Raw genomic sequence first — 22,238 nt, 5'->3', positions numbered from 1 at the left:
TCCTTAGCTGAAGGCTTAGTACTTACGAGCAACCGGCGGGATGTGCTCGACTTCGCTGTCGAGCGGCTGCATGTGCACCGGACGGAAATCAATGCTCACGTCCTTGTCGGCGGTGCGCCAGGCAAGCGTGTGCTTCATCCATTCGCCGTCGTCACGATCCTTGATGTCGTCGCGCGCATGTGCGCCGCGCGATTCCTTGCGGTTCTCGGCGCCGACGATGGTCAGCAGCGCCTGGCCGAGCAGGTTGTCGAGCTCCAGCGTCTCGACCAGGTCCGAGTTCCAGACCATGCCACGGTCCGACACCGACAGGTCGTTGTTGAAGTTGTCGATCACGCCCTTGAGCACGTCGACGCCTTCCTGCATCGTCGGGCCGTCGCGGAACACGGCGCAGTGCTTCTGCATCGTCTTCTGCATGTCGAGGCGAATCTTCGCGGTACGCGTCTCGCCCTTCGAGTTGCGGAACTTGTCGAGGCGCGCCAGCGCCTTTTCTTCGGACGTGCTGGAAATCTTCTTGTGCGCCATGCCCGGCTTGACCAGCTCGGCGGCGCGGATCGCCGCGGCGCGACCGAAGACCACGAGGTCGAGCAGCGAGTTGGAGCCGAGACGGTTGGCGCCGTGCACCGACACGCAGGCCGCTTCGCCGACCGCCATCAGGCCCGGCACGACCGAGTCCGGGTTACCGTCCTTGAGCGTGACCACTTCGCCGGTATGCAGCGTCGGGATGCCGCCCATGTTGTAGTGCACGGTCGGCACCACCGGGATCGGTTCCTTGGTGACGTCGACGCCGGCGAAGATCTTCGCCGACTCCGAGATGCCCGGCAGGCGCTGATGCAGCACTTCCGGACCGAGGTGCTCGAGGTGCAGATGAATGTGGTCGGCTTCTTCGCCGACGCCGCGGCCTTCGCGGATTTCGGTGGCCATCGCGCGGCTGACCATGTCACGCGGCGCCAGGTCCTTGACGCTCGGCGCGTAGCGCTCCATGAAGCGTTCGCCGTTCTTGTTGGTCAGGTAGCCGCCTTCACCGCGCGCGCCTTCCGTGATCAGGCAGCCCGAACCGTAGATGCCGGTCGGGTGGAACTGCACGAACTCCAGATCCTGCAGCGGCAGGCCGGCACGCAGCACCATGCCGCCACCGTCGCCGGTGCAGGTATGGGCCGAGGTCGCCGAGAAGTACGCACGGCCGTAGCCGCCGGTGGCGAGGATGACGAGGTGCGCACGGAAACGATGCAACTGGCCGGTCGCCATGTCCCACGCCAGCACGCCCTTGATCGAACCGTCGTCGTCGGTCAGCAGGTCGAGCGCGAAGTACTCGATGAAGAACTGCGCCTTGCACTTCAGCGACTGCTGATAGAGCGTGTGCAGCATGGCGTGGCCGGTACGGTCGGCGGCCGCGCAGGTGCGCTGCGCCGGCGGTCCCTTGCCGAATTCGGTGGTCATGCCGCCGAACGGACGCTGGTAGATCTTGCCTTCCGGCGTACGCGAGAACGGCACGCCGTAGTGTTCGAGCTCGATGATCGCGGGGATGGCCTCGCGCGTCATGTACTGGATGGCGTCCTGGTCGCCGAGCCAGTCCGAGCCCTTGACGGTGTCGTAGAAGTGCCAGCGCCAGTCGTCGCGGCCCATGTTCGACAGCGCGGCGGAGATACCGCCCTGCGCGGCGACGGTGTGCGAACGCGTCGGGAACAGCTTGGTGATGTTGGCGGTCTTCAGGCCGGCCTCGGCCAGGCCGAGCGTGGCGCGCAGGCCGGCGCCACCGGCGCCGACAACGATCGCGTCGTATTCGTGATGAACGATTTCGTAAGCGGACATGGGTGCGTTAATCCTGTTTTGGATGCGGCGCGGCCGATCAGGCCAGCGCGATCTTCAGCACGGCGAAGATCGCCGCGGCAGCGACGACGGCATGCAGCAGCTTCGACAGCAGCAGCAAGGTCAGACGCATCGAACCGCCGGTGTAGTCGACGATCACTTCCTGCAGACCGAGCACCGAGTGGTAGAGGGCCGTGCCGAGGAACAGCACGAGCACCACGGCGACCGACGGCGCCGACACCCAGTGACGGACCGAGAAGTAGTCGGCCGGGCCGGTGGCGAGCATCGCGATCGAGAACGCGAACCACAGCGCCAGCGGAATCAGGGCGAGCGCCGAAACGCGCTGCACCCAGAAATGATGAACGCCGTCCTTGGCCGAGCCGAGCCCGCGGGCACGGGACAGCGGGGAACGCAGATCTTCGGAAGTCTTGGCCATGATCCGCTCCTTAGGCGACGCAGGCGACCGCCCAGACAAGGACGGTCAGGATGAACGAGGAAGCCACCATCACGTAGCCGGACGCGCGCGCGGTCTTCAGTTCGAAGCCACGGCCGATGTCCCAGAACAGATGGCGGATGCCGTTGCACAGGTGATACATCAGCGCCCAGGTCCAGGCCGCCAGCAGCAGCTGCACGAACCAGCTGTGCAGCAGACCGGCAACCGGGGTGTACCACGACGGACCGCCGGCCAGCGCGATCAGCCACAGCGCCACCAGCACCGAGCCGAGCGTCAGGCCGACACCGGTCACGCGATGGATGATGCTGAGCAGCGAGGACCACTGGAACCGGTAGTACTGCCCCAGCATGAAGGGCGACAGGGGGCGACTCTGTGGCGGTGTTTTCGTACTCATTCCGGCTCCCATCGGGACGTGACGTTCGTTGTGCGCGATTGATCGTTTTAGAAATCGATGCAGCGGCCGTTCTTTTCCCAGTCGCCATAGCGTGTGGGTTCGGGTCCATCGCGGCGTCCGCCGATCTCGCGGACCGGCTCGGCAGGCGGCGGCGCGGCCTCTTCGGCCGTCGAGGCCTGTTCCCGCTTCAGCAGATCAGCCAGCGGGATGGCGTCCGACGTTGCAGACGCGGGCGGGATTTCGGTCTTGGGCGAACTCACGCTTTCGAGAAGGTCTGCGATGGGAAGAGCGGGCAATGCATCCATAATAGTGTGACAAATTTCCAGCATCCCCCGCAATGAATTCGTTGATCACCGACACCACCGAACGCGTCTGGCTACGTATCTCCGGCGCCGACGCCGAGACCTTCCTGCAGGGTCAGCTGAGCAATGACATCGGCCGCCTGAGCACGGAAAACGCTCAGATTTCTAGTTACAACAGCGCCAAAGGGCGGATGCTGGCGGTGCTGCTGCTGGTCCGCGTGCATGACGAAATCTTCATCGAATTGCCACGCGCCATCGCCGAGGCCACGCTCAAGCGCCTGAAGATGTTCGTACTGCGCTCGAAAGTGACCATCGTCCGGGCCGACGACATCGACGCCCTGGCCGTGCTCGGCGACGGCGCCGCGGATGCCTTGGCTGCGCTGGACCTGCCGGCACCTGAGGCGCCGCTGGCCTGCGCCGCCGGCGCGAACGGCCTGACCGTCGTCCGCCGTCTGGGTACGTCACCACGCTACAGCGTGCTCGGCGCGGCCGACGCTATCGCCGCGCTGCGAGCCCGGCTGCCGCCGCCGGGCCTGACGGCCGAAGGCACGCACTGGCGCCGCGCCGACATCGACGCCGGCGTGCCCGTGGTCTGGCCCGAGACCAGCGATCACTTCGTCGCGCAGATGGCCAATCTCGACCAGCTCGGCGGCATCAGCTTCGACAAGGGCTGTTACACCGGCCAAGAAATCATCGCCCGCCTGCACTATCTCGGCCAGCTCAAGCGGCGCATGTTCACCGCCCGTATTGCCGCCGCGGCGCCGGCGCCCGGCAGCGCGATCTTCGCCGACGGCGAAACCCAGGCAGCCGGCGAGATCGTCGATGCCGTCGATGATGGCGACGGCCTGTCGGTGGCGACGCTGGTCTTGCAGCTCGGCGCCCGGGAACGCCGCCTGAGCCTGGAGGGCGGCGCCGCCATCACGCTGGTCGAGAGCCCCAGCGCCTGACGCCGGCTGCGCGCGGCACCGGTCGTCCGGCCGGCAGCAACCGGCCGTCGCGCTGAGGGAAAAACGTCACGAGAATGGCGGACGAAGCCGCTACAGTGGCGATCAAATCCTGGATCGAGTCCTGACGCATGCGCCGACTGCTGCTGCTCCTGCTGGCCCTCTCGCCCTCCGCGTGGGCCTACACGCCCGATGTTTCGGACCTGGGCAACGTCGCGCTGGTGCAACTCGACGCCAAGATCGTCAAATCCGCGGTCGCCGCCGCCAAGAGCGACCCGCTGCAGTTCGCGGTCGGCGTCGGCATGAATGCGACGGCCGACAGTGGCAGCTGGGACGAGCCGGAGACCGGTACTGCGCGCTGGCGCCTGCGGGTCGCGTCGAGCGGCGCCGACTCGATGAGCTTCGCGATCAAGAACCTGCAGCTGCCGGCCGACGCCAAGCTGTATCTGTACAGCGACGGCGGCGCCGACGTGCAGGGCCCGTATACCGCGGCCGACAACGGCACGTTCTGGACGCCGATCGTGCGCAGCGACGACGCCGTGCTGGAAGCGCGCATGCCGAGCGGCGAAAAAAGCGACTTCGCACTCGACGTCACCACCGCCTATCACGCCTATCGCCCGTTCAGCAGCAAGAGCTTTTCGAGCACCAACGGCACCTCCGGCGCCTGCGAAATCGACGTCGCCTGCTCGGCCGGCGACGACTGGCGCGACGACATCCGCGCCGTCGTGCTGCTGCAGATCGCCGAAACCGGCGGCAGCTATCTGTGCTCGGGCACCCTCGTCAACAATGCCGAGCAGGACGACCGGCCGCTGATCCTCACGGCGCATCACTGCGACGTCACCGCCAGCACCGTGACGTCGACCTACGCCTATTTCAACGTCGAGCGCAGCGGCTGCGGAACTGGCAGCTATGGCTCGGTCTCGGAAAACATTCGCGGCAGCGCATTGGTGGCCGGTACCAGCGGCACGACGGTGACCGACTACACTCTGTTCCAGCTCGCTTCGACGCCGCCGAGCAGCTACAACGTCTACTACGCCGGCTGGGACGCCAGCGGCACGGCGCCGACGTCAGGCGTGACGATTCATCACCCGGCCGGTGACGACAAGAAAATCAGCACCTACAGCACCCCGGCGACTGCGCAGAACAACGTCGACTTCGGCGACTTCACCTCGAATACCTGGCAGGTCTACTGGGCGCAGGGCACGACCGAGGAAGGCTCGTCCGGATCGGGGTTGCTGAACCAGAGTCACCGTGTGGTCGGCACCCTGTCCGGCGGTTCCGGCGCCTGCGCCGCCATCGGCACCGCCAACAACGGCCAGGCCGACTACTACGCACGTCTCGATGCGGCCTGGACCGCCGCCAGCTCGACCGGCACCACACTGCAGACCGCGCTAGCCGCCGACAGCGGCTGCACGACGGTCGACGGCAAGGATCCCGGCAGTGCCGATCCCGTCGACTGCACGGGCTCGACCACCGGAGGCAGCAGCAGCAGCGATTCGGGCGGCGGTGGCGGCAGCCTCGGCCTCGGCGTACTGCCGCTGCTGCTGATCGGCCTGGCGCGAAGGTTTACTTCGCGCCGTGCATGCCGCGCTTGAGCAGCGGCGTCAGCAGCAGGATCAGCAGGCCGGCGGCGATGCCGATCTTCGCCGAGTAGACAAACAGCGCGTCGTACTTCGCCAAGGCATCGGCGACGACGATCGCGCCGTCTTCCGGCAACTGGATCGCCGACAGCTTGCCGAGCAGCGCGGCGAGCACTTCCGAGTACGCGGTGCCGAGCCACCAGGCGCCCATCATCACGCCCATGACGCTCGGCACCGACAGCTCGGTCACCGCCGCCAGGCCGATCGGCGACAGCAGCATCTCGCCCACTTCAAGCACGAAGTACGCGAGCACGAAGCACCACAGCGCCGTCATGCCGTTGGCCTGCGGATGGCGCGCGCTCCAGACCAGCACCAGGAACGCGAGGCCGGCGACGATCAGGCCCAGCGCCGACTTCATCGGCTTGCTCGGGTTGATGCCGAGCCGGTCGAGCCGCGGCCACAGCCAGGCCAGGATCGGCGCCAGCAGCAGGATGAACAGCGAACCCAGCGAGGTCAGCTGTCCGGCCGTCCACTCGTAGTGCCAGCCGAACAGATTCGTCTCGCGATTCATCACGCGATCCGAGAACAGCAGCCACGAGCCGTAGGTCTGCTCGTAGAGCGTGAAGAACACCAGGCAGCAGACGATCAGCACCAGCAACACCAGCATCTGCTGGCGCTGCACCCGATTGCAGCGAAAGATCAGAAACCACGCGATCCAGCCGAGCAGCACGACGGAGATCGCATGCATGCCCCACAACACCGCGCTCATCTGCGGCAGGCCCGGCACGTCCAGCATCAGCGAATGGCGCTGGATCAGCTGCCAGCCGACCAACACGCCGCCGAAGGTGGCGACGTAAATCCAGGTTTCGCGCGACAGGCCGGCGAGCAGACGCTCGCGCAGGCGCGGCGCATCGGGCGGCTCGGCGCGGCCGAGCAGATAGCGCTGTCCGTAGACGAAGGTCGCCAGACCGAACAGCATGCCGACACCGGCAGCACCGAAGCCGTAGCCCCAGCCGAAGGTCTCACCGAGCCAGCCGCACAGCACGCCGGAAATCACGCCACCGAGATTGACGCCGGCGTAGTAGATCGAAAAACCGGCCTCGCGCCGCGGATCCTGCTCGGCGTAGAGCTTGCCGACCAGCGTCGAAACATTGGCCTTGAGAAAGCCGACGCCGACGATGATCAGCGCCAGCGCGAAGTAGAAGACCTGCAGCGCGCGCGTGTCGCGCATCACCACGCCGTCGACGACGCGCGCCGGATGCCCTTCCACCGCCATCGCAAAATGCCCCAGGCACAGCAGCACGCCGCCGAGCAGGATGCTCTTGCGCATGCCCAGCCAGCGGTCGGCGACCAGGCCGCCGAACACCGGCGCCGCGTAGACCAGGCCGCCGTAGGCACCGATCAGGTTGTAGCCGTGATCGTCGGAAAAGCGGTGGTACTTGATCAGATACAGCAGCAGCAGCGCCTTCATGCCGTAGAACGAGAAGCGCTCCCACATCTCGGTGAAGAAGCAGACGTAGAGGCCTTTCGGGTGGCCGAGAAAATCCGTGCGCGGGAGGGCGTCGGACAGGGCGGCGTCGGTCATCGGATCCTGTTTCATGTGGTGAGCGCGGGCACGCCGCGCGACAAACCGGCCGCATCGGGCCGCGCCGCTGACGGTGGCGACAGTGTCGCTGCCGATGCTGCGCTGCGGCAGCGGGTTTTCCCTCAGTCCCCAGCGCAGCACGCGGTTTACCATGCCCGACCACCGGGTGGGACCGGGCCACGTTACAGGGACCATGATGAAACGTTTGCTCGCGGGCGCAGTGCTCGCCACGATGTCACTTTCCGCTTTCGGCGCCAGCTCGACCATGCATTCCAACAAACACGATCCGCGCGCGATCACCGCGATGGATCTCGTCACCCTCCAGCGCATTTCCGACCCGCGCCTGTCGCCGGACGGCAAGTCCGTCGCCTACACGCTGCGCAGCACCGACTACGACGCCAACAAGGGCATCACGCAGATCTGGCTGATGGATCTGGCGACGAAGCAGTCGCGGCCGATGACCAGCGGCCCGGCGTCGAGCAACAGCCCGCGCTGGGCGCCGGACGGTTCGGCCCTCTACTTCCTGTCGTCGCGCAGCGGCTCCAGCCAGGTCTGGAAGCTCGACATGCGCGGCGGCGAGGCGCAGCCGGTCACCGCGCTGCCGCTCGACGTCTCGACCTTCATGCTGGCGCCGGACGGCCAGCGCGTCGCGTTCTCGCTCGAGATCTATCCCGAGTGCCAGGGCGACATCGCCTGCAGCAAGAAGAAGTTCGACGAAGCCGCCGCGCGCAAAAGCACCGGCACGGTCTACGACCGCCTGTTCATCCGCCACTGGGATACCTGGTCGACCGGCACGCGCTCGCAGCTGTTCGCGGCCACGCTCGGCACCGACGGCAAGATCGGGGCGCCGGTGCTGCTGAGCCAGGACATCGACGGCGACGTGCCGAGCAAGCCGTTCGGCGACGACTCCGAATACACGTTCTCGCCGGACGGCAAGACCGTGGTGTTCACCGCGCGCATCGCCGGCAAGACCGAGGCCTGGAGCACCAACCTCGATCTGTGGCAGGTGCCCAGCGACGGCTCGAAGCAGCCGCAGAATCTGACCCAAGGCAACGAAGCCACCGACACCACCCCGCAGTTCTCGCCGGACGGCCGCTATCTGGCGTGGACGGCGATGAAGCGTCCGAAGTTCGAATCCGACCGTCTGGCGATCATGCTGCGCGATCTGAAGACCGGCCAGACCCGTGAAGTCGATCCGGCCTGGGACCGCTCGGCCGGCGGTGTGATGTTCTCGGCCGACGGCAAGACCCTCTACACGACCGCCGACGATCTCGGTCAGCACCGCGTGTTCGCGATCGACGTCGCCAGCGGCAACGCCACCGCGCTGACCGGCGACGGCCACATCGGCGGCTTCGACATCGTCGGCAACACCTTCGTCTACGCGCTCGACAGCCTCAACGCGCCGGCCGACCTGTACCTGACGACGCCGGGCGGCCAGAACGCGACGCGCCTCACCGACGTCAACGCCGAGCGCCTCGCCGACGTGCAGTTCGGCGACTACGAGCAGTTCAGCTTCCCCGGCTGGCACGACGAAACCGTGCACGGCTACGTGATGAAGCCGTGGAATTACGTGAAGGGCAAGAAGTATCCGATCGCCTTCATCGTCCACGGCGGCCCGCAAGGCAGCATGGGCAATGACTTCCACTATCGCTGGAACCCGGCGGTGTTCGCCGGCATGGGCTACGCCGTGGTCTTCATCGACTTCCACGGCTCGACCGGCTACGGCCAGGCGTTCACCGATTCGATCTCGCGCGACTGGGGCGGCAAGCCGCTCGAAGACCTGAAGAAGGGCTTCGCCTACGCGGTGAAGAAGTACGACTTCCTCGACGGCACCAAGGCCGCGGCGCTCGGCGCCAGCTACGGCGGTTACATGATGAACTGGATCGCCGGCAACTGGCCGGACGGCTTCAAGTGCATCGTCAACCACGACGGCGTCTTCGACAGCCGCATGATGTATTACTCGACCGAGGAACTGTGGTTCGACGAGTGGGAGCACGGCGCGCCGCAGTACGACGATCCGCAGGCCTATGAGCGCTTCAACCCGGTCGACTACGTCAAGAACTGGAAGACGCCGATGCTGATCATCCACAGCGAAAAGGACTTCCGCATCCCGGTCGAACAGGGCATCGGCGCGTTCACGGCGCTGCAGCGCCGCGGCATTGCCTCCGAGCTGCTGGTCTACCCGGACGAGAATCACTGGGTCATGAAGCCGCACAACAGCGTGCAGTGGCACGAGACCGTGCAGGCCTGGCTGAAGCGCTGGCTGAGCTGAGACGCCGATGAGGCTGCCGTACTCGCGACGCCGCCTCGGCGTCTCGCAAGCAACTCGACAGGGAGAATGACGATGTTGATGAAACCATTGCGCACTGGACTGTGCGCGTCGGCGCTGGCGGCGCTGAGCGCCTGCGCCGCGCCCGCCCCGGCTCCGGCCCCGGCGCCGCTGCTACCGACCTTCGCGCAAGCGCAGCAGGCCGAAGCGGTGATCACGCCCGATCAGATCCTGCAGCACATCAAGGTGCTGGCGTCCGACGACTTCGAAGGCCGCCTGCCCGGCACGCCGGGCGGCCGCAAGGCCGTCGCCTACATCATGGATCAGTTCAAGGCGATCGGCCTGCAGCCCGGCAACCCGGACGGCACCTATCTGCAGGACGTGCCGCTGGTCGGCATCACCGGTACGCCGGCGATGCAGATGACCGCCGGCGGCAAGGCCATCAAGCTCGATGCCGGCAGCGACTTCGTCGCCACCACCGAACGCTTCGTGCCGGAGGTCGACGTCAAGGATTCGCCGATGGTGTTCGTCGGCTATGGCGTGCAGGCGCCGGAGTATGGCTGGGACGACTACAAAGGCCTGGACGTCAAGGGCAAGACCATCGTCATGCTGATCAACGATCCGGCGATCCCGGACCCGAACGATCCCGGCCAGCTCGATCCGAAGATGTTCAAGGGCAAGGCGATGACGTACTACGGCCGCTGGACGTACAAGTACGAGATCGCCTCCAAACTCGGCGCCGCGGCGGCGATCATCATTCACGAGACCAAGCCGGCCGCCTACCCCTGGGACGTCGTCGAGCACAGCTGGACCGGCGAGCAGTTCAAGCTCGCGGCCGCCGACCAGAACATGAGCAAGGTGCCGGTCGAGTCGTGGATCACGCTGGACAAGGCGCACGAGCTGTTCAAGGACTCGGGTCTGGATTTCGACCAGCTCAAGCAGGCCGCGCTGTCACGCGACTTCAAGCCGGTGCCGCTCAAGGCCACCGCCAGCTTCGAGATCAAGAACACGGTGCGCAAGGTCTATTCGCACAACGTCGTCGCCAAACTCGAAGGCTCGGACCCGACGCTGAAAGACCAGTACATCCTCTACACCGCGCACTGGGACCACCTCGGCCGCAAGCCGTCTCTGAAGGGCGACCAAATCTTCAACGGCGCCGCCGACAATGCGTCCGGCGTTGCCGGCCTGCTGGCACTGGCCAAGGCCTACAAGGCGCTGCCGGTGGCACCGAAGCGCTCGGTACTGTTCGTCGCCGTCACTGGCGAGGAGCAAGGCCTGCTCGGTTCCAAACAGTACGCCGAACATCCGCTCTATCCGCTGACGAAGACGCTCGCCGATTTCAACATGGACGTGCTCAACACCTACGGCAAGACGCGCGACATCCAGATCGTCGGCGCCGGACAGAACGACATCGAGGAGACCTTCGCCAGGATCGCGTCCGCCGAAGGCCGCACCATCGTGCCGGACACCTCGCCGGAGAAAGGCAGCTACTACCGCTCCGATCAGTTCGAACTGGCCAAGGAAGGCTTGCCGTCGCTGTACATCAAGGCCGGTATCGACGTGATCGGCAAGCCCGAAGGCTATGGCGAAGCCAAGGCCAAGGACTACATCGCCCACGACTATCACTCGCCGTCCGACGAGATCAAGCCGGACTGGGACCTGTCGGGCGCCGCCGCCGACCTCAAGCTGCTGTTCGAAACCGGCGACACCATCGCCAACGGCAGCACCTGGCCGAAGTGGAAGGACGGCTCGGAGTTCAAGGCGATCCGCGAGCAGTCGCTCGGGCAGTAGCCCGCTTGCCGCAAGAAGCGTGGTTTCACGCGGCCCGCACCAGCGGGCCTGAACCGTCACGAGCGTCGCTCCTTTCCGGCGCCCACCTCCCCCAGCCCCTTCCCCCGCAAGCGGGCGGAGGGGAGCCAAAACACGTTCGTGCCCGCTGCACCATCAAAGCCCTCTCCGCCAGCGGGGCGGAGAGGGTTGGGTGAGGTGGGGTGCGTGATGGCCCGGATGCGGCTGGAAGAAACAGTGCCGCCTTCCGGCGCCCACCTCCCCAAGCCTCTTCCCCCGACCCTCAGTCGTCCGGCAGCGCTTCCAGCAGCCGCGCGCCGGTGCCACGCCCCGCCAGCACGTCGCCCGGATTGCGCAGCGCGCAGGCGTCGACCGACAGGCAACCGCAGCCGATGCAGCCGTCGAGCTGGTCGCGCAGACGCGTCAACTGCGTGATGCGCGCGTCGAGGTCGGCCTTCCAGCTCGCCGACAGCCGCCCCCAGTCGGCAACGGTCGGCGCGCGATCGGCCGGCAAGGTGTCCAGCGCCTGCCGGATCGTGGCCAGCGGAATGCCGAGGCGCTGCGCGACCTTGATGATCGCGATGCGGCGCAGTACGCCGCGCCGGTAACGGCGCTGGTTGCCGGCTGAGCGCTCGCTGCGGATCAGGCCGCTGCGCTCGTAGAAATGCAGGGCGGACACGGCCAGCCCGCTACGCGCGGCGATCTGGCCAACGCTGAGCATCTGCTCCGGCCGCGCGGATCCGGCTTTGGGCATGGCGACCTCTTGACCTCAAGTTTTGTTGAGGTTTTACAGTCGCACCGCCCTTTCATCAAGTCCCGGAGTCTGCGCATGTCCGCCGTGATCGCTTCCCCGCTCCTCCCGCCGCTGCTGTCGCCGGCAACACCTGCGGCTGCGGCCGCGGCCGAGCCGCTGTTCATCGTCGTCAGCGAGTTCGCCGTCGACCCTGCCCACCAACAGGCCTTCATCGACGACATGGCCGCCGCGGTCGAACGGCACTACCGCCCGCAGCCCGGCTTCGTCGCCGCCAAGCTCTACGCCAGTGACGACGGCGGTCGCCTCGTCATCGACGCGCAGTGGCGCTCGGAAGCCGCCTGGACGCAGGTGTTCCGCAACGACGACGTGCCGCCGCCGACCCGCGAAATCGTGCACCGCTACGGCGCCCAGCCGCAGAACTATCGTCTGGCGCACCGCATCGGCGGCTGAGACGCAAATGCGGCCGGCCGTCGCCCGGCGCGGCCGCATTCCCTACACTACGCACCCCCGGGATCGTCGAATGCACCAACCTTGAGCGCACAACTGATCGACGGCAAAGCCGTCGCTGCCGCCGTCCATGAACGTGTCCGCCTGGCCGTGGCCCGGCGCATCGCAGCCGGCCTGCGGCGGCCGGCACTGGCCACCGTGCTGGTCGGCGCCGATCCGGCATCGGAAATCTACGTGCGCAACAAGCGCCTGACCTGCGACAAGGTCGGCGTGCGCTCGGTGCCGATGCATTTCGACGCGACGGTCGGTGAAGCCGAGCTGCTGTCGGCGGTCGACGCGCTCAATGCCGACGACGACATCGACGGCATTCTCGTGCAGCTGCCGCTGCCGGGCCACATCAATGCGATCCGCGTCACCGAGCGCATTCGCGCCGACAAGGACGTCGACGGTTTCCACCCGTACAACATCGGTCGCCTCGCGCAGCGCATGCCGGTGCTGCGGCCGTGCACGCCGTACGGCGTGATCGAACTGCTGAAAACGATCGACGAACCGTTCAAGGGCCGCCGCGCCGTGGTCGTCGGCGCCAGCAATCATGTCGGTCGACCGATGATGCTGGAGCTGATGCTGGCCGGCGCCACCGCCACCTGCTGCCATCGTTTCACCGCCGACGTCGCCGGCGAAGTGGCGCGCGCCGACATCGTCGTCGCCGCGGTCGGCAAGCCGCGCATGGTTCAGGGCGTCTGGATCAAGCCGGGCGCGACGGTCATCGACGTCGGCATCAACCGTCTGCCCGACGGCAAGATCTGTGGCGACGTCGACTTCGACGCCGCACGCGAACGCGCCGCCTTCATCACGCCGGTGCCGGGCGGTGTCGGACCGATGACGGTGGCGATGCTGATGCACAACACCCTGCTCGCCTGCACCTCGCGCGACGGCACTGCCATCGACTGAATGGCCGAAGCGTTCAAGCACGCCGAGCGCTTCAGTCATCGCGCCGCCAGCGCCGAGTGGCCGATCATTGATTGAAAATCGCTAAGGACTGTCATGACTCAACCGGAAGTTTTCGTCGTCGCCGCCACCCGCACCGCAGTCGGCAGCTTCGGCGGCTCGCTCAAGGATGTGCCGCTCGCCGATCTGGCGACCATCGCCGTCAAGGCGGCGCTCGAACGCAGCGGCGCACCGGCCGATCAGGTCGGCCATCTGGCGATGGGCACCGTCATTCCGACCGTGCCGAGCGATGCGTATCTGAGCCGCGTCGCGGCAATCAACGCCGGCCTGCCGAAGGAAACCCCGGCGTTCAACGTCAACCGCCTGTGCGGCTCGGGCCTGCAGGCCATCGTCTCGGCGGCGCAGACCATCCTGCTCGGCGACGCCGAGATCGCGATCGGCGCCGGCGCCGAGTCGATGAGCCGCGGCGCCTATCTGCTGCCGGCCGGCCGCTGGGGCGCGCGCCTCGGCGACACGCCGATGCTCGACTTCACCAACGGCGCGCTGCACGACCCGTTCCAGAAGATCCACATGGGCATCACCGCCGAGAACGTCGCCGAGCGCTACGGCATCACGCGCGATGCGCAGGACGCGCTCGCCGCCGAAAGCCAGCGCCGCGCCGCGCAGGCGATCGCCGAAGGCCGCTTCACCGCGCAGATCACGCCGGTCGAGATCAAGACGCGCAAGGGCGTGATCACCTTCGACACCGACGAGAACGTGCGCGGCGAAACCACCGCCGAAGGCCTGGCCAAGCTCAAGCCGGTGTTCAAGAAGGACGGCGGCCTGGTCACCGCCGGCAACGCGTCCAGCCTCAACGACGGCGCGTCGGCTGTGGTGCTGGCCTCCGGCGAAGCGGTCAAGCGCCTGTCGCTGAAGCCGCTGGCACGGCTGGTCAGCTACGCGCACGCCGGTGTCGATCCGGCCTACATGGGCATCGGCCCGGTGCCGGCGACACGCGCGGCGCTGAAGCGCGCCGGCCTGACGGTCGACGCCTTCGACGTCATCGAATCGAACGAAGCGTTCGCCGCGCAGGCCTGCGCCGTCGCCAAGGAGCTGGGCTTCGATCCGGACAAGGTCAACCCGAACGGCTCCGGCATCTCGCTCGGCCATCCGGTCGGCGCCACCGGCGCGATCATCACCACCAAGGCCATCTACGAATTGCACCGCAGCGGCGGCCGTTACGGCCTGGCGACGATGTGCATCGGCGGCGGTCAGGGCATTGCCGCGATCTTCGAGCGCGTCTGAGCACCGGCCCGATAAAATGGGCGCCGGCCGTCATGGCCGGCGCCTTTTTTTGTCATGGACATCCGCCTCGACCCGCTGACCCACCCCGAACTGCTGCGCCTACTGGTCGAACATCGCCAGAGCATGTTCGCGCACTCGCCGCCGGAGAGCATTCATGCGCTCGACCTCGACGGCCTGCGGCGCCCGGACATCACGTTCTGGAGCGCCTGGGAGGGCGACACGGTGCTGGGCTGCGGCGCGCTGCGCGCGCTCGATGCGGCGCATGGCGAGATCAAGTCGATGCGCACCGCTCACGCGCATCTGCGCAAGGGCGTCGCCGCAGCGCTGCTGATGCACATGCTGGCCGAAGCCCGGCACCGGGGTTACACGCGGCTGAGCCTGGAAACCGGCACCGCCGATGCGTTCATTCCGGCCCGTACGCTGTACGCGCGCTTCGGCTTCGAAACCTGCGGACCGTTCGGCGACTACGTCGAGGACCCGTACAGCACCTTCATGACGCTGGCGATGCCGGCGCCCGACCGCGCCCTGGCTTAGGAACTGCTGCTCGACGACGCATAGGTGCCGATCGCTTCGATCTGCTTGAGCTGCGTCGTCAGAAAATCGCTGGTTGTCTGCATCGACGAAATGAGGGTATCGAGCGCGGTGAACTGCGCGCGGTAACGCGCCTCGACACTGGTCATGCGCGTATCGAGCTGATCGAACTGATCGCTGATGTCGTCGAGCCGCGACTGCAACGCATCCTGGCGGGCTTCGACCAAACCGCCATCATCGACCAGACGGCCGATCGCCGTATCAAGCTGTGCGGCCAGGCCGTCGTCGCCACCGAACAGTTTCTGCACCGAGCCGCTATCGGCGTCGAGCGCCGTGCTCAGTTTGTCGTCGTCGATCGTCAGCGTGCCGTCGGTCTCGGTGGTGATCCCCAGCTGCGACAGATACTGATAGGTGCCCGCGCCGCTGAAGCTGCCACCGACCAGATTGCGCAGGGTCGATTGCGCGCCGCGCACCATCGCGTCGCCGTTGAGCGCCGCGGCGGTGTTGCTGTCCGGGTCGTACTTGGTCAGCGCCGCCATCGTCGTCATCGCCGCGTTATAGGCGGTAACGAAAGTCTGGATCGCGCTTTTCGCGCTGCTGTTGTCGAGCGCCAGGTTCAGCGTTTCGGTCGTTCCGGCCTGCGCCTTCTGCAGATTGATCGAAACACCGTCGATCGCGTCGTCGACCGTATTCGAGCCGGAGTAGACGTCGTAGCCGTCGACGCGGATATGCGCGTCCTGCGCGGCCTGCGTTTCGGTAAACGAGATCAGCGACGAATTCACCGAAATCTGGTGATCGGTACCGGTATCGTTCGACGTCAGCAGCAGGCGTGCGCCGCCGCTCTCGTTGATGATCGTCGCCGTCACGCCGGTGTTGTTCGACGAGTCGTTGATGGCGTTCTTCAGATCGGTCAGCGTATTCGCCGAGCTGTCGAGCGTCACCGTGAACGCGCTGCTGCCCACACTGATCTGCACGTCACCGGCACCCAGCGAAGTGCTGGAGCTGGCGAATGCCGACGATGCCTGCTTGTTGGCGCGCGCCAGGTTCACGACTTCGACGTCGTAGCTGCCACGCGTCGCACTGCTGCTGGCCGTCGCCGTGAAAATCGATTCGTCGGACGAGGTCGCCGTCAGCGTCGCCAGCGTGCCGCCGCTCTGCAATGCCGCGAGCTTGCTCTGCACGTTGGCCAGTGTCGCCTTGAACGTGCCGACCGCCGACAACTGCGTCGTCAGCGTGCTCTGCTTGGTGGTCAGCCGCGTTTCGGTCGGCGAGCGTTCGGCCGACACCAGGTTGGTGATCAGCGTTTCGAGGTCGAGCCCCGAACCGACGCCGGCGTTGGTAAAGGTGGAAGTGCTGACTGTCGCCATGTTCGCCTCAAACTATGGTTTGCAACAAACCGCCCTGCCCGTTCTGCATCGCGCGTGCCAGACGCAAGGCTTCCTCGCCCGGAATCTGTCGCAGCACGGTGCCATCCTGACGATCGACGACTTCGACGATCACGCGATGCAGATCGGGATCGACGCGATAGGTCAGGTCGACGCCGGCGTTGCGCAGCTGATCGGTGACGTCGCTGAATGCGGCACGCACCTCATCGAGCGTCGCGGCATGCTCAGGCGGCTCGGCGCGCGCCTGCGCCCGGCCGCCACCCGCCATCACATCGCCGGCGGCTGATGCAACGACATCAAGGCCACGCCCCGAGGGCGCAGCCGTCGCTTCCACTGCCTTGATCAGTTCTGTCATCGCCCGACCCTCCGGGACCGATCCCGCTGCATCACGATGGATTCAATCGTTCACGTGTTGTTGCCGACGGCACGGATCTTCATCAAGCACCCATCGAATCGCGGGCGCCGGTTTTGGCCGGCGCCCGCGCCCTGCCACTTAGCCCTTCAGGAGGCTGAGCACACCCTGCGGGACCGAGTTGGCCTGCGAGAGCATCGCCGTGCCGGCCTGCTGCAGAATCTGCGCGCGGGTCATGTTGGCCGTTTCCACCGCGTAGTCGGCGTCCTGGATCCGCGAGCGGGCGGCCGACAGATTCTCCGATGTCGTCGACAGATTGCTGACCACCGACTCGAAACGGTTCTGCACCGCACCGAGGTTGGCGCGTGTCGAGTTAACCTGGGCCAGCGCGCTGTCGATCTGGTCGATCGCCAGAGACGAGCCAGCATAGGAACTCAGATCGAGCGAGGTCAGACCGGTGGTCGTGGTCGCCGTCGCCGAGCCGTCGCTGCCGCTGATGTTGAAGCCGGTGGCCGTGCCGTCATCGGTACCGGTGACCGCAATGTCGGCGCTCGACGTCAGCACGATGCGGCCGGAGTCGCTGTCGTAAGCCGCGTTGACGCCGGTGGTCGTCGAATAGTTGTTGATCGCGTCGACGACCTGGCCGATGCGCTCCTGCGTCGAGCCGGCAGCGCCGATGTTGGCGCCTACGTCGGTGCCGTTGATGATCAGCGCACCGGCGCCGACCGCGCCCAGCGCGCTGATGCCGGTGACTGCGCTCGACTGACCGGTCGCGGCCGTCACCGAGCCCAGCGCCGCGACATTGGCGTCGCCCAGCGAGGACACCGTGATCGTTTCGCCGGAGTTGGCGCCGACCTGGAACACCGCCGAGGTGAAGCTGCCGTCGATCAGCGAAACGCCGTTGAACTTGGTCTGGTTGGCGACGCGGTCGATTTCCTGCAGCAGCGACGAGGCTTCGGTCTGCAGCGCGGCGCGGTCGGTCGACGAATTGGTCGCGTTGGCCGACTGCACGGCGAGTTCGCGAACGCGCTGCAGCGAATCGGAGATCGACGACAGCGCGCCGTCGGCGGTCTGTGCGAGCGAGATCGCGTCGTTGGCGTTGCGCTGCGCCTGACCGAGGCCGGTGATCTGGCTGGTGAAGCGGCTCGAAATGGCGAGGCCGGCAGCGTCGTCCTTCGCGCTGTTGATACGCAGACCCGACGACAGGCGCTGGATCGAGGTCGACAGCGAGGACTGCGACGATTCCAGATTGCGCTGCGCGTTCAGCGACATCACGTTGGTATTAATGCCTTGCATGAATGCACTCCTGATGAGGAAGGTTAAAAGTCCGGGCCGACGCCACAGCGGCTTTCGGTCCTGCCTCAGCAGCCCGATGCCGGATTGCCGTTGCTGGACTGTTTATCGGAAGGCCGCTTACAAACTTGAGCGAATTCGCTTACACGGGATGAGCGGCGCGATGCACACCGACGAACGGTCGAAATCGGCCCTTGCGCCGTCGGTCATTTCCCTGACGCCCGCATCGCGGTGTCAGCGCGATACCATCGCCGCTGCCCACACCGCCGTAGCGCGGCCACCACTCAGAGCAAGAGGCGCGACATGTCCCAACCGGTCTACGAAATTCCCGTCACCCGCATCGATGGCAGCGCCGGCGATCTGTCGCCGTTTCGCGGCAAGGTGCTGCTGGTCGTCAATGTCGCGTCGAAGTGCGGCCTGACGCCGCAATACGAAGGACTGGAAAAGCTGTATCAGTCGCGCCACGCGCAAGGCCTCGAAGTGCTCGGCTTTCCGGCCAACAACTTCAAGGAGCAGGAACCGGGCAGCGACGCCGAGATCCAGCAGTTCTGCACACTGCAATACGACGTGCACTTTCCGCTGTTCTCGAAGATTTCGGTGCGCGGTGCCGACCAGCATCCGCTCTACGCGATGCTGACGACCACGCAGCCGGCCACGATCGGCGACGGCCCGTTCCGCGAGCGCCTCAAGGGCTATGGCATCGACACCGGCGCGCCGGGCGAGGTGCTGTGGAATTTCGAGAAGTTCCTGATCGGCCGCGACGGCCGCGTCGCCGCGCGTTTCGCGCCCGACGTGGCAGCGGAAGATCCGCGCCTGCTCGATGCGATCGACGCTGCGCTCGCGGCCGCCTGACGCATCCGCCGCCGCCTCAGGCCGGTAACGGCGAGGCGGCGGTGTCCGGCAGCAGGCGGCGGCGGTACTGCATCGGCGAGGCCGCGAACCAGCGCCGGCAGGCGCGAAAGAAATTGCTCTGATCGGCGAAGCCGAGCAGAAACGCCACATGCGCCATCGACAGCCGCGCGTCGCGCAGATAGCGCGTCGCCAGTTCGCGGCGTGTCAGATCGACCACGTCTTGATAGCGCGTGCCCTCCGCCTGCAGGCGGCGGCGCAGCGTGCGCTCGCTCATGCGCAGCGCGCCGGCAACAGCCTCGACGCTGATATCGCCATCGCTGAGCCTTCGCTGCACCTCGGAGCGGACCTGCCGCGTCACCAGATGCTGCGCCAGCCGTTCGAGCTTCTCGGCGGCAACGCGCTCATGCATCTCGCACAGCTGCGGATTGGACAGCTGCAACGGTAGTTCGAGATCGGCGCGGGCCACCGTCACCGCGGCCATCGGCGCACCGAATTGCAGCCGGCAGCCACTGACCGCGCGATACGGCGACAGATCGGCCGGCTGTGCATACGGAAACTCGACGAGCAGCGGTTCGAGCCGCTGACCGACCACCCAGCGACAAAGCTGCAGAAAGGTGCTGAACGCGTAATCGATGCGGGCGCGCGGTGCCTCATTCCAGACCCGCGGTTCGGCAACGAAGCGGTAGGCCTTGTCGCCACACTCGATACGCATCGCGTACGCGGCGCTGGCGATATCCAGATAGCGCCGCATGCGCTGCAGGCCGACACCCAGGTTCGGACACGACATCACCGTGTAGCTGACCACGTCGAACCCGGTCGGCCGCGCCAGTTCGGCGCCGACCAGTCCCAGGGCGGCGTCGCCGCCACGCGACGCCGCCAGCTGCCAGAGCCGATTGACCGCGTCGTTGGAAAAGCGCGCGTCGGCGTCGCGCAGGGCCGCCGCGTCGAGACCGGCCGCCGCGAACAACGCGCCGACATCGAGCCCGCGCGCGGCGAGCAGCGCCGCGGCGCCGCCGAGCCATGCCGACGACACCGTGACATCGGTCTCGACCCCGTCGGCGACCAGCGGTCGCGCCGCGCCGACCAGCGGCAAGTCATGTCGAGCATCCATGTTCATGGCCTCCAGGGTCAGCGAATTGGCCGTGATGGCCAGTGAGGCGGACAGGCCGCCGCCTTAGGATTCGCATCGCAATTTGTCAGAGATACGCCTGACTAATTGTAGTCTCATACTTACAAAAGCGAGCGCCGCCCTGCGACATCGCTTCCTAACCACAATTAGAGGAGCTCCCCCGTGAGAAAAATTCTCATCGCTCTGGTCCTGTCGACGCTGGCCGCCTGTGACGGCGGCGGCAACAACAGCGGCGTCACCAAGGCCGACTTCACATCGGTGCGCTCGTTCGGCGCCAGCCTGACCGACAGCGGCACCTACGGCTACAAATTCACCGTACAACCAGGCAATGGCGAAACCTTCCGCCTGTGGAACGAGCGCATCGCCGCCACCTATGGCTTCGACACCTCCTGCCCGTCCTATTCGTACGACGGCAGCAGCTTCAGCGATACCTCGCAGAGCACCGGCTGCACGAACTACGCGGTGGCCGGCTCGGTCATCAACAACTACCAGCCGGCCAGCGGCACGGTCGACGAGACCACGCCGGCATCGATCATCAAGCAGTTGACCGATGCCGCTAGCGACGGCTTCGACAAGACCGGTCTGGTCCTGGTCGGCGGCGACAGCGGCGCCAATGACGCCGCGGCGATGATCACCTACTTCCTCTACGCCGCGCAGGGCAGCACCACCTATCAGCAGTACTTCGCCGGTCGCGTGCTGAGCATCGTGCCGAGCGCCACCGCCTACCCGTACCTGTCGCAGGGCGATCTGGTCACCGCCGGCGGTCTGTACATGACAGCGCTGGCCGACAAGCTGGCGGCGGCGGTCGAAGCCGACGTACTCGACGCCGGGGTTTCCCACGTCGTCATCCAGAACGTCCTCGACGTGACCAAGACACCGCGCTTCCAGACGGTCCTGGCGAGCCTCGACACGGAGACCGCGACAACCGTCACGGAAGTCGCCGAAGGCTGGATCGAAGCCTTCAACAACGAGCTCGAAACCCAGCTCGGTGGCGACTCGCGCGTCGTCATCGTCGACTTCTACACCCACTTCAACGACGAAATGGCCGATCCGGCGCAGTACGGGCTGACCAACGTCAGCGAGCCGGTCTGCGACCTGATCGACCAGGACATCAGCACCTGCACCACGACCGATCTCGAAGCGACGATCCCCAGCGGTGAATCGAGCAGCGATTGGTGGAAGACCTATGTCTTCGCCAACGACTTCCACCCGACCCCCTACGGCCATCAGCTGTTGGCGGAAATGGTGACCGACGCCCTGTCCAAGGCCGGCTGGCTCTGATCGCGAGGAGGAAAACAACATGAAAAAGATTGCAATCGCCGCCGCCGCGGCCACTCTGCTCGCCGCCACCGCCGCCCAGGCTGACGACAGCAGCAACACCCAAACGTCGCAGAACACCGCGCAGACCGCCGGCTCCTGGCTGTTCAAGGCCGGCGTGATGTCGATCATTCCGGATGTCAGCAGCAGTGATCTGTCGTCGCCGAGCCAGCCCGGCACGCGGGTCGACGTCTCGTCGAGCAGCACCCGCCCGGCCGGCGGCATCGCCTACATGCTGACCGACAACTGGTCACTCGAAGTGCCGCTGGCGATGCCGTTCAGCTTCAACGTCAAGGGCGACGGCACGATCTCCGGCTCCGGCAAGATCGGCGACACCAAGGTCCTGCCGATGACGCTGTTCGTGCAGTACCACCTGTTCAAGCCGGACACGACGCTGCGGCCGTTCGTCGGCGTCGGCCTGACCTATGCGTACTTCTACAGCGAGACCGGCAACGGCACGCTGACCGGCCTGACCAATCCGGGCGGCGACGATTCGACCAAGCTCGACATCAAGTCCAAGTTCGCGCCGACACCACAGCTGGGTCTCGACTGGCAGATGCATAACGGCTGGTTCGCCGAAGCCATGCTGGCCAAGACCTTCCTCAAAACCAAGACCACGCTGAGCACCGGCCAGACGTTGGATATCCGCCTCGACCCGTGGACCGCGGGCGTGTTCGTCGGCTATCGCTTCTGAGCGCGAAAACCGCATGCGGCACACGAAAAAGCCGGCCCCTGGGCCGGCTTTTTCGTGTCGGGCAGCCTGCCCGATCGTCGCTGCCGTTGCGCCGTGACTTAACGACCGTTCATCCACCGGCGACCATCGC

21 protein-coding genes are annotated in these 22,238 nt (G+C 66.4%); 11 read left to right on the top strand and 10 right to left on the bottom strand.

Going from position 1 to position 22,238, the window contains the following annotated elements; genetic code table 11:
- Positions 1-15 precede the first annotated feature (15 nt).
- From sdhA to G7Y82_RS21180, 4 genes are read right to left on the bottom strand one after another with little or no spacing between them, the layout of a single operon-like run.
- The gene (gene sdhA, locus G7Y82_RS05600; protein WP_168147019.1) at positions 16-1,809 is read right to left on the bottom strand and encodes a succinate dehydrogenase flavoprotein subunit; all 1,794 of its coding nucleotides are present in this window, start codon (positions 1,807-1,809) and stop codon (positions 16-18) included.
- Between the two features lie 37 nt (positions 1,810-1,846).
- Positions 1,847-2,242, bottom strand: a complete 396-nt coding sequence (gene sdhD, locus G7Y82_RS05595) for a succinate dehydrogenase, hydrophobic membrane anchor protein (protein ID WP_168147018.1) — start codon at positions 2,240-2,242, stop codon at positions 1,847-1,849.
- A gap of 10 nt (positions 2,243-2,252) precedes the next feature.
- Positions 2,253-2,654, bottom strand: a complete 402-nt coding sequence (sdhC, locus tag G7Y82_RS05590; protein WP_168147017.1) for a succinate dehydrogenase, cytochrome b556 subunit — start codon at positions 2,652-2,654, stop codon at positions 2,253-2,255.
- A gap of 47 nt (positions 2,655-2,701) precedes the next feature.
- Complete coding sequence (locus G7Y82_RS21180) at positions 2,702-2,983, bottom strand: DUF1674 domain-containing protein (protein ID WP_240954085.1); 282 nt, start codon at positions 2,981-2,983, stop codon at positions 2,702-2,704.
- Between the two features lie 8 nt (positions 2,984-2,991).
- On the opposite strand from G7Y82_RS21180, the gene ygfZ reads away from it, so the two are divergent.
- Both ygfZ and G7Y82_RS05575 read left to right on the top strand, forming a co-directional pair.
- Positions 2,992-3,903, top strand: a complete 912-nt coding sequence (gene ygfZ / locus G7Y82_RS05580; protein WP_168147016.1) for a CAF17-like 4Fe-4S cluster assembly/insertion protein YgfZ — start codon at positions 2,992-2,994, stop codon at positions 3,901-3,903.
- Positions 3,904-4,031: 128 nt separating this feature from the next.
- The gene (locus tag G7Y82_RS05575; RefSeq protein WP_168147015.1) at positions 4,032-5,495 is read left to right on the top strand and encodes a trypsin-like serine peptidase; all 1,464 of its coding nucleotides are present in this window, start codon (positions 4,032-4,034) and stop codon (positions 5,493-5,495) included.
- Here G7Y82_RS05575 and G7Y82_RS05570 read toward each other — a convergent pair.
- On the bottom strand, positions 5,467-7,080 hold the full coding sequence (locus tag G7Y82_RS05570) for a peptide MFS transporter (RefSeq protein WP_206370350.1): 1,614 nt from the start codon (positions 7,078-7,080) through the stop codon (positions 5,467-5,469). The two genes, G7Y82_RS05575 and G7Y82_RS05570, sit on opposite strands and share 29 nt — an antisense overlap.
- Positions 7,081-7,330: 250 nt before the next feature.
- Between G7Y82_RS05570 and G7Y82_RS05565 the strand changes: the two genes are divergently transcribed.
- Positions 7,331-9,337, top strand: coding sequence for an alpha/beta hydrolase family protein (locus G7Y82_RS05565; protein WP_240954084.1), 2,007 nt, complete (start codon positions 7,331-7,333; stop codon positions 9,335-9,337).
- 72 nt (positions 9,338-9,409) lie between these two features.
- Positions 9,410-11,125 carry a M28 family metallopeptidase gene (locus G7Y82_RS05560; protein WP_240954083.1) on the top strand — a complete coding sequence of 572 codons (1,716 nt, stop codon included), beginning with the start codon at positions 9,410-9,412 and terminating at the stop codon, positions 11,123-11,125.
- 280 nt (positions 11,126-11,405) lie between these two features.
- Here the strand turns inward: G7Y82_RS05560 and soxR are convergent, their stop codons facing one another.
- Entirely contained in the window at positions 11,406-11,876 is a 471-nt protein-coding gene (gene soxR, locus G7Y82_RS05555; protein WP_168147013.1) for a redox-sensitive transcriptional activator SoxR, read from the bottom strand.
- Positions 11,877-11,951: 75 nt separating this feature from the next.
- On the opposite strand from soxR, the gene G7Y82_RS05550 reads away from it, so the two are divergent.
- From G7Y82_RS05550 to G7Y82_RS05535, 4 genes are all read left to right on the top strand, one after another.
- Positions 11,952-12,326 carry an antibiotic biosynthesis monooxygenase family protein gene (locus G7Y82_RS05550; RefSeq protein ID WP_168147012.1) on the top strand — a complete coding sequence of 125 codons (375 nt, stop codon included), beginning with the start codon at positions 11,952-11,954 and terminating at the stop codon, positions 12,324-12,326.
- Between the two features lie 81 nt (positions 12,327-12,407).
- Entirely contained in the window at positions 12,408-13,274 is an 867-nt protein-coding gene (gene folD / locus G7Y82_RS05545) for a bifunctional methylenetetrahydrofolate dehydrogenase/methenyltetrahydrofolate cyclohydrolase FolD (RefSeq protein ID WP_168147011.1), read from the top strand.
- A gap of 93 nt (positions 13,275-13,367) precedes the next feature.
- Complete coding sequence (locus G7Y82_RS05540; protein ID WP_168147010.1) at positions 13,368-14,555, top strand: acetyl-CoA C-acyltransferase family protein; 1,188 nt, start codon at positions 13,368-13,370, stop codon at positions 14,553-14,555.
- A gap of 54 nt (positions 14,556-14,609) precedes the next feature.
- Positions 14,610-15,089 carry a GNAT family N-acetyltransferase gene (locus G7Y82_RS05535; RefSeq protein ID WP_168147009.1) on the top strand — a complete coding sequence of 160 codons (480 nt, stop codon included), beginning with the start codon at positions 14,610-14,612 and terminating at the stop codon, positions 15,087-15,089.
- Here G7Y82_RS05535 and fliD read toward each other — a convergent pair.
- The 3 genes from fliD to G7Y82_RS21675 form a co-directional block, all read right to left on the bottom strand.
- Complete coding sequence (gene fliD / locus G7Y82_RS05530) at positions 15,086-16,453, bottom strand: flagellar filament capping protein FliD (RefSeq protein WP_168147008.1); 1,368 nt, start codon at positions 16,451-16,453, stop codon at positions 15,086-15,088. The two genes, G7Y82_RS05535 and fliD, sit on opposite strands and share 4 nt — an antisense overlap.
- A 7-nt stretch (positions 16,454-16,460) precedes the next feature.
- The gene (locus G7Y82_RS05525; RefSeq protein WP_168147007.1) at positions 16,461-16,826 is read right to left on the bottom strand and encodes a flagellar protein FlaG; all 366 of its coding nucleotides are present in this window, start codon (positions 16,824-16,826) and stop codon (positions 16,461-16,463) included.
- A 138-nt stretch (positions 16,827-16,964) separates the two neighbouring features.
- The gene (locus tag G7Y82_RS21675) at positions 16,965-18,119 is read right to left on the bottom strand and encodes a flagellin N-terminal helical domain-containing protein (RefSeq protein WP_168147006.1); all 1,155 of its coding nucleotides are present in this window, start codon (positions 18,117-18,119) and stop codon (positions 16,965-16,967) included.
- Between the two features lie 300 nt (positions 18,120-18,419).
- Here G7Y82_RS21675 and G7Y82_RS05515 point away from each other — a divergent pair, with 300 nt between their 5' ends.
- Positions 18,420-18,968: a glutathione peroxidase gene (locus tag G7Y82_RS05515; protein WP_168147005.1), complete on the top strand. Its 549-nt coding sequence runs from the start codon at positions 18,420-18,422 to the stop codon at positions 18,966-18,968.
- A 16-nt stretch (positions 18,969-18,984) separates the two neighbouring features.
- Here G7Y82_RS05515 and G7Y82_RS05510 read toward each other — a convergent pair whose 3' ends face one another.
- A complete protein-coding gene (locus G7Y82_RS05510) occupies positions 18,985-20,079 on the bottom strand; it encodes an AraC family transcriptional regulator (RefSeq protein WP_168147004.1) in 1,095 nt (364 codons plus the stop codon).
- A gap of 180 nt (positions 20,080-20,259) precedes the next feature.
- Between G7Y82_RS05510 and G7Y82_RS05505 the strand changes: the two genes are divergently transcribed.
- A complete protein-coding gene (locus G7Y82_RS05505) occupies positions 20,260-21,378 on the top strand; it encodes an SGNH/GDSL hydrolase family protein (protein WP_168147003.1) in 1,119 nt (372 codons plus the stop codon).
- A 19-nt stretch (positions 21,379-21,397) separates the two neighbouring features.
- Positions 21,398-22,108 carry an OmpW/AlkL family protein gene (locus tag G7Y82_RS05500; protein ID WP_168147002.1) on the top strand — a complete coding sequence of 237 codons (711 nt, stop codon included), beginning with the start codon at positions 21,398-21,400 and terminating at the stop codon, positions 22,106-22,108.
- Positions 22,109-22,238: the final 130 nt, after the last annotated feature.

Origin of the sequence: Solimonas marina (assembly GCF_012241385.1) — a bacterium.
Taxonomy (GTDB): Bacteria; Pseudomonadota; Gammaproteobacteria; order Nevskiales; family Nevskiaceae; genus Solimonas; species Solimonas marina.
The sequence above is the reverse complement of the archived record's forward strand: the minus strand, read 5'-3'. Positions and strand labels throughout refer to the sequence as shown.

Bases quoted from the DNA above. Each gene is read 5' to 3' on its own strand.
- G7Y82_RS05500 (WP_168147002.1), top strand. From the start codon at position 21,398: ATGAAAAAGATTGCAATCGCCGCCGCCGCGGCCACTCTGCTCGCCGCC.
- G7Y82_RS21180 (WP_240954085.1), bottom strand. From the start codon at position 2,983: ATGCTGGAAATTTGTCACACTATTATGGATGCATTGCCCGCTCTTCCC.
- G7Y82_RS05525 (WP_168147007.1), bottom strand. From the start codon at position 16,826: ATGACAGAACTGATCAAGGCAGTGGAAGCGACGGCTGCGCCCTCGGGG.
- sdhD (WP_168147018.1), bottom strand. From the start codon at position 2,242: ATGGCCAAGACTTCCGAAGATCTGCGTTCCCCGCTGTCCCGTGCCCGC.
- G7Y82_RS05575 (WP_168147015.1), top strand. From the start codon at position 4,032: ATGCGCCGACTGCTGCTGCTCCTGCTGGCCCTCTCGCCCTCCGCGTGG.
- G7Y82_RS05550 (WP_168147012.1), top strand. From the start codon at position 11,952: ATGTCCGCCGTGATCGCTTCCCCGCTCCTCCCGCCGCTGCTGTCGCCG.
- G7Y82_RS05540 (WP_168147010.1), top strand. From the start codon at position 13,368: ATGACTCAACCGGAAGTTTTCGTCGTCGCCGCCACCCGCACCGCAGTC.
- G7Y82_RS05510 (WP_168147004.1), bottom strand. From the start codon at position 20,079: ATGGATGCTCGACATGACTTGCCGCTGGTCGGCGCGGCGCGACCGCTG.
- fliD (WP_168147008.1), bottom strand. From the start codon at position 16,453: ATGGCGACAGTCAGCACTTCCACCTTTACCAACGCCGGCGTCGGTTCG.
- G7Y82_RS05535 (WP_168147009.1), top strand. From the start codon at position 14,610: ATGGACATCCGCCTCGACCCGCTGACCCACCCCGAACTGCTGCGCCTA.
- G7Y82_RS05570 (WP_206370350.1), bottom strand. From the start codon at position 7,080: ATGAAACAGGATCCGATGACCGACGCCGCCCTGTCCGACGCCCTCCCG.
- sdhA (WP_168147019.1), bottom strand. From the start codon at position 1,809: ATGTCCGCTTACGAAATCGTTCATCACGAATACGACGCGATCGTTGTC.
- sdhC (WP_168147017.1), bottom strand. From the start codon at position 2,654: ATGAGTACGAAAACACCGCCACAGAGTCGCCCCCTGTCGCCCTTCATG.
- ygfZ (WP_168147016.1), top strand. From the start codon at position 2,992: ATGAATTCGTTGATCACCGACACCACCGAACGCGTCTGGCTACGTATC.
- G7Y82_RS21675 (WP_168147006.1), bottom strand. From the start codon at position 18,119: ATGCAAGGCATTAATACCAACGTGATGTCGCTGAACGCGCAGCGCAAT.
- G7Y82_RS05565 (WP_240954084.1), top strand. From the start codon at position 7,331: ATGCATTCCAACAAACACGATCCGCGCGCGATCACCGCGATGGATCTC.
- G7Y82_RS05560 (WP_240954083.1), top strand. From the start codon at position 9,410: ATGTTGATGAAACCATTGCGCACTGGACTGTGCGCGTCGGCGCTGGCG.
- soxR (WP_168147013.1), bottom strand. From the start codon at position 11,876: ATGCCCAAAGCCGGATCCGCGCGGCCGGAGCAGATGCTCAGCGTTGGC.
- G7Y82_RS05515 (WP_168147005.1), top strand. From the start codon at position 18,420: ATGTCCCAACCGGTCTACGAAATTCCCGTCACCCGCATCGATGGCAGC.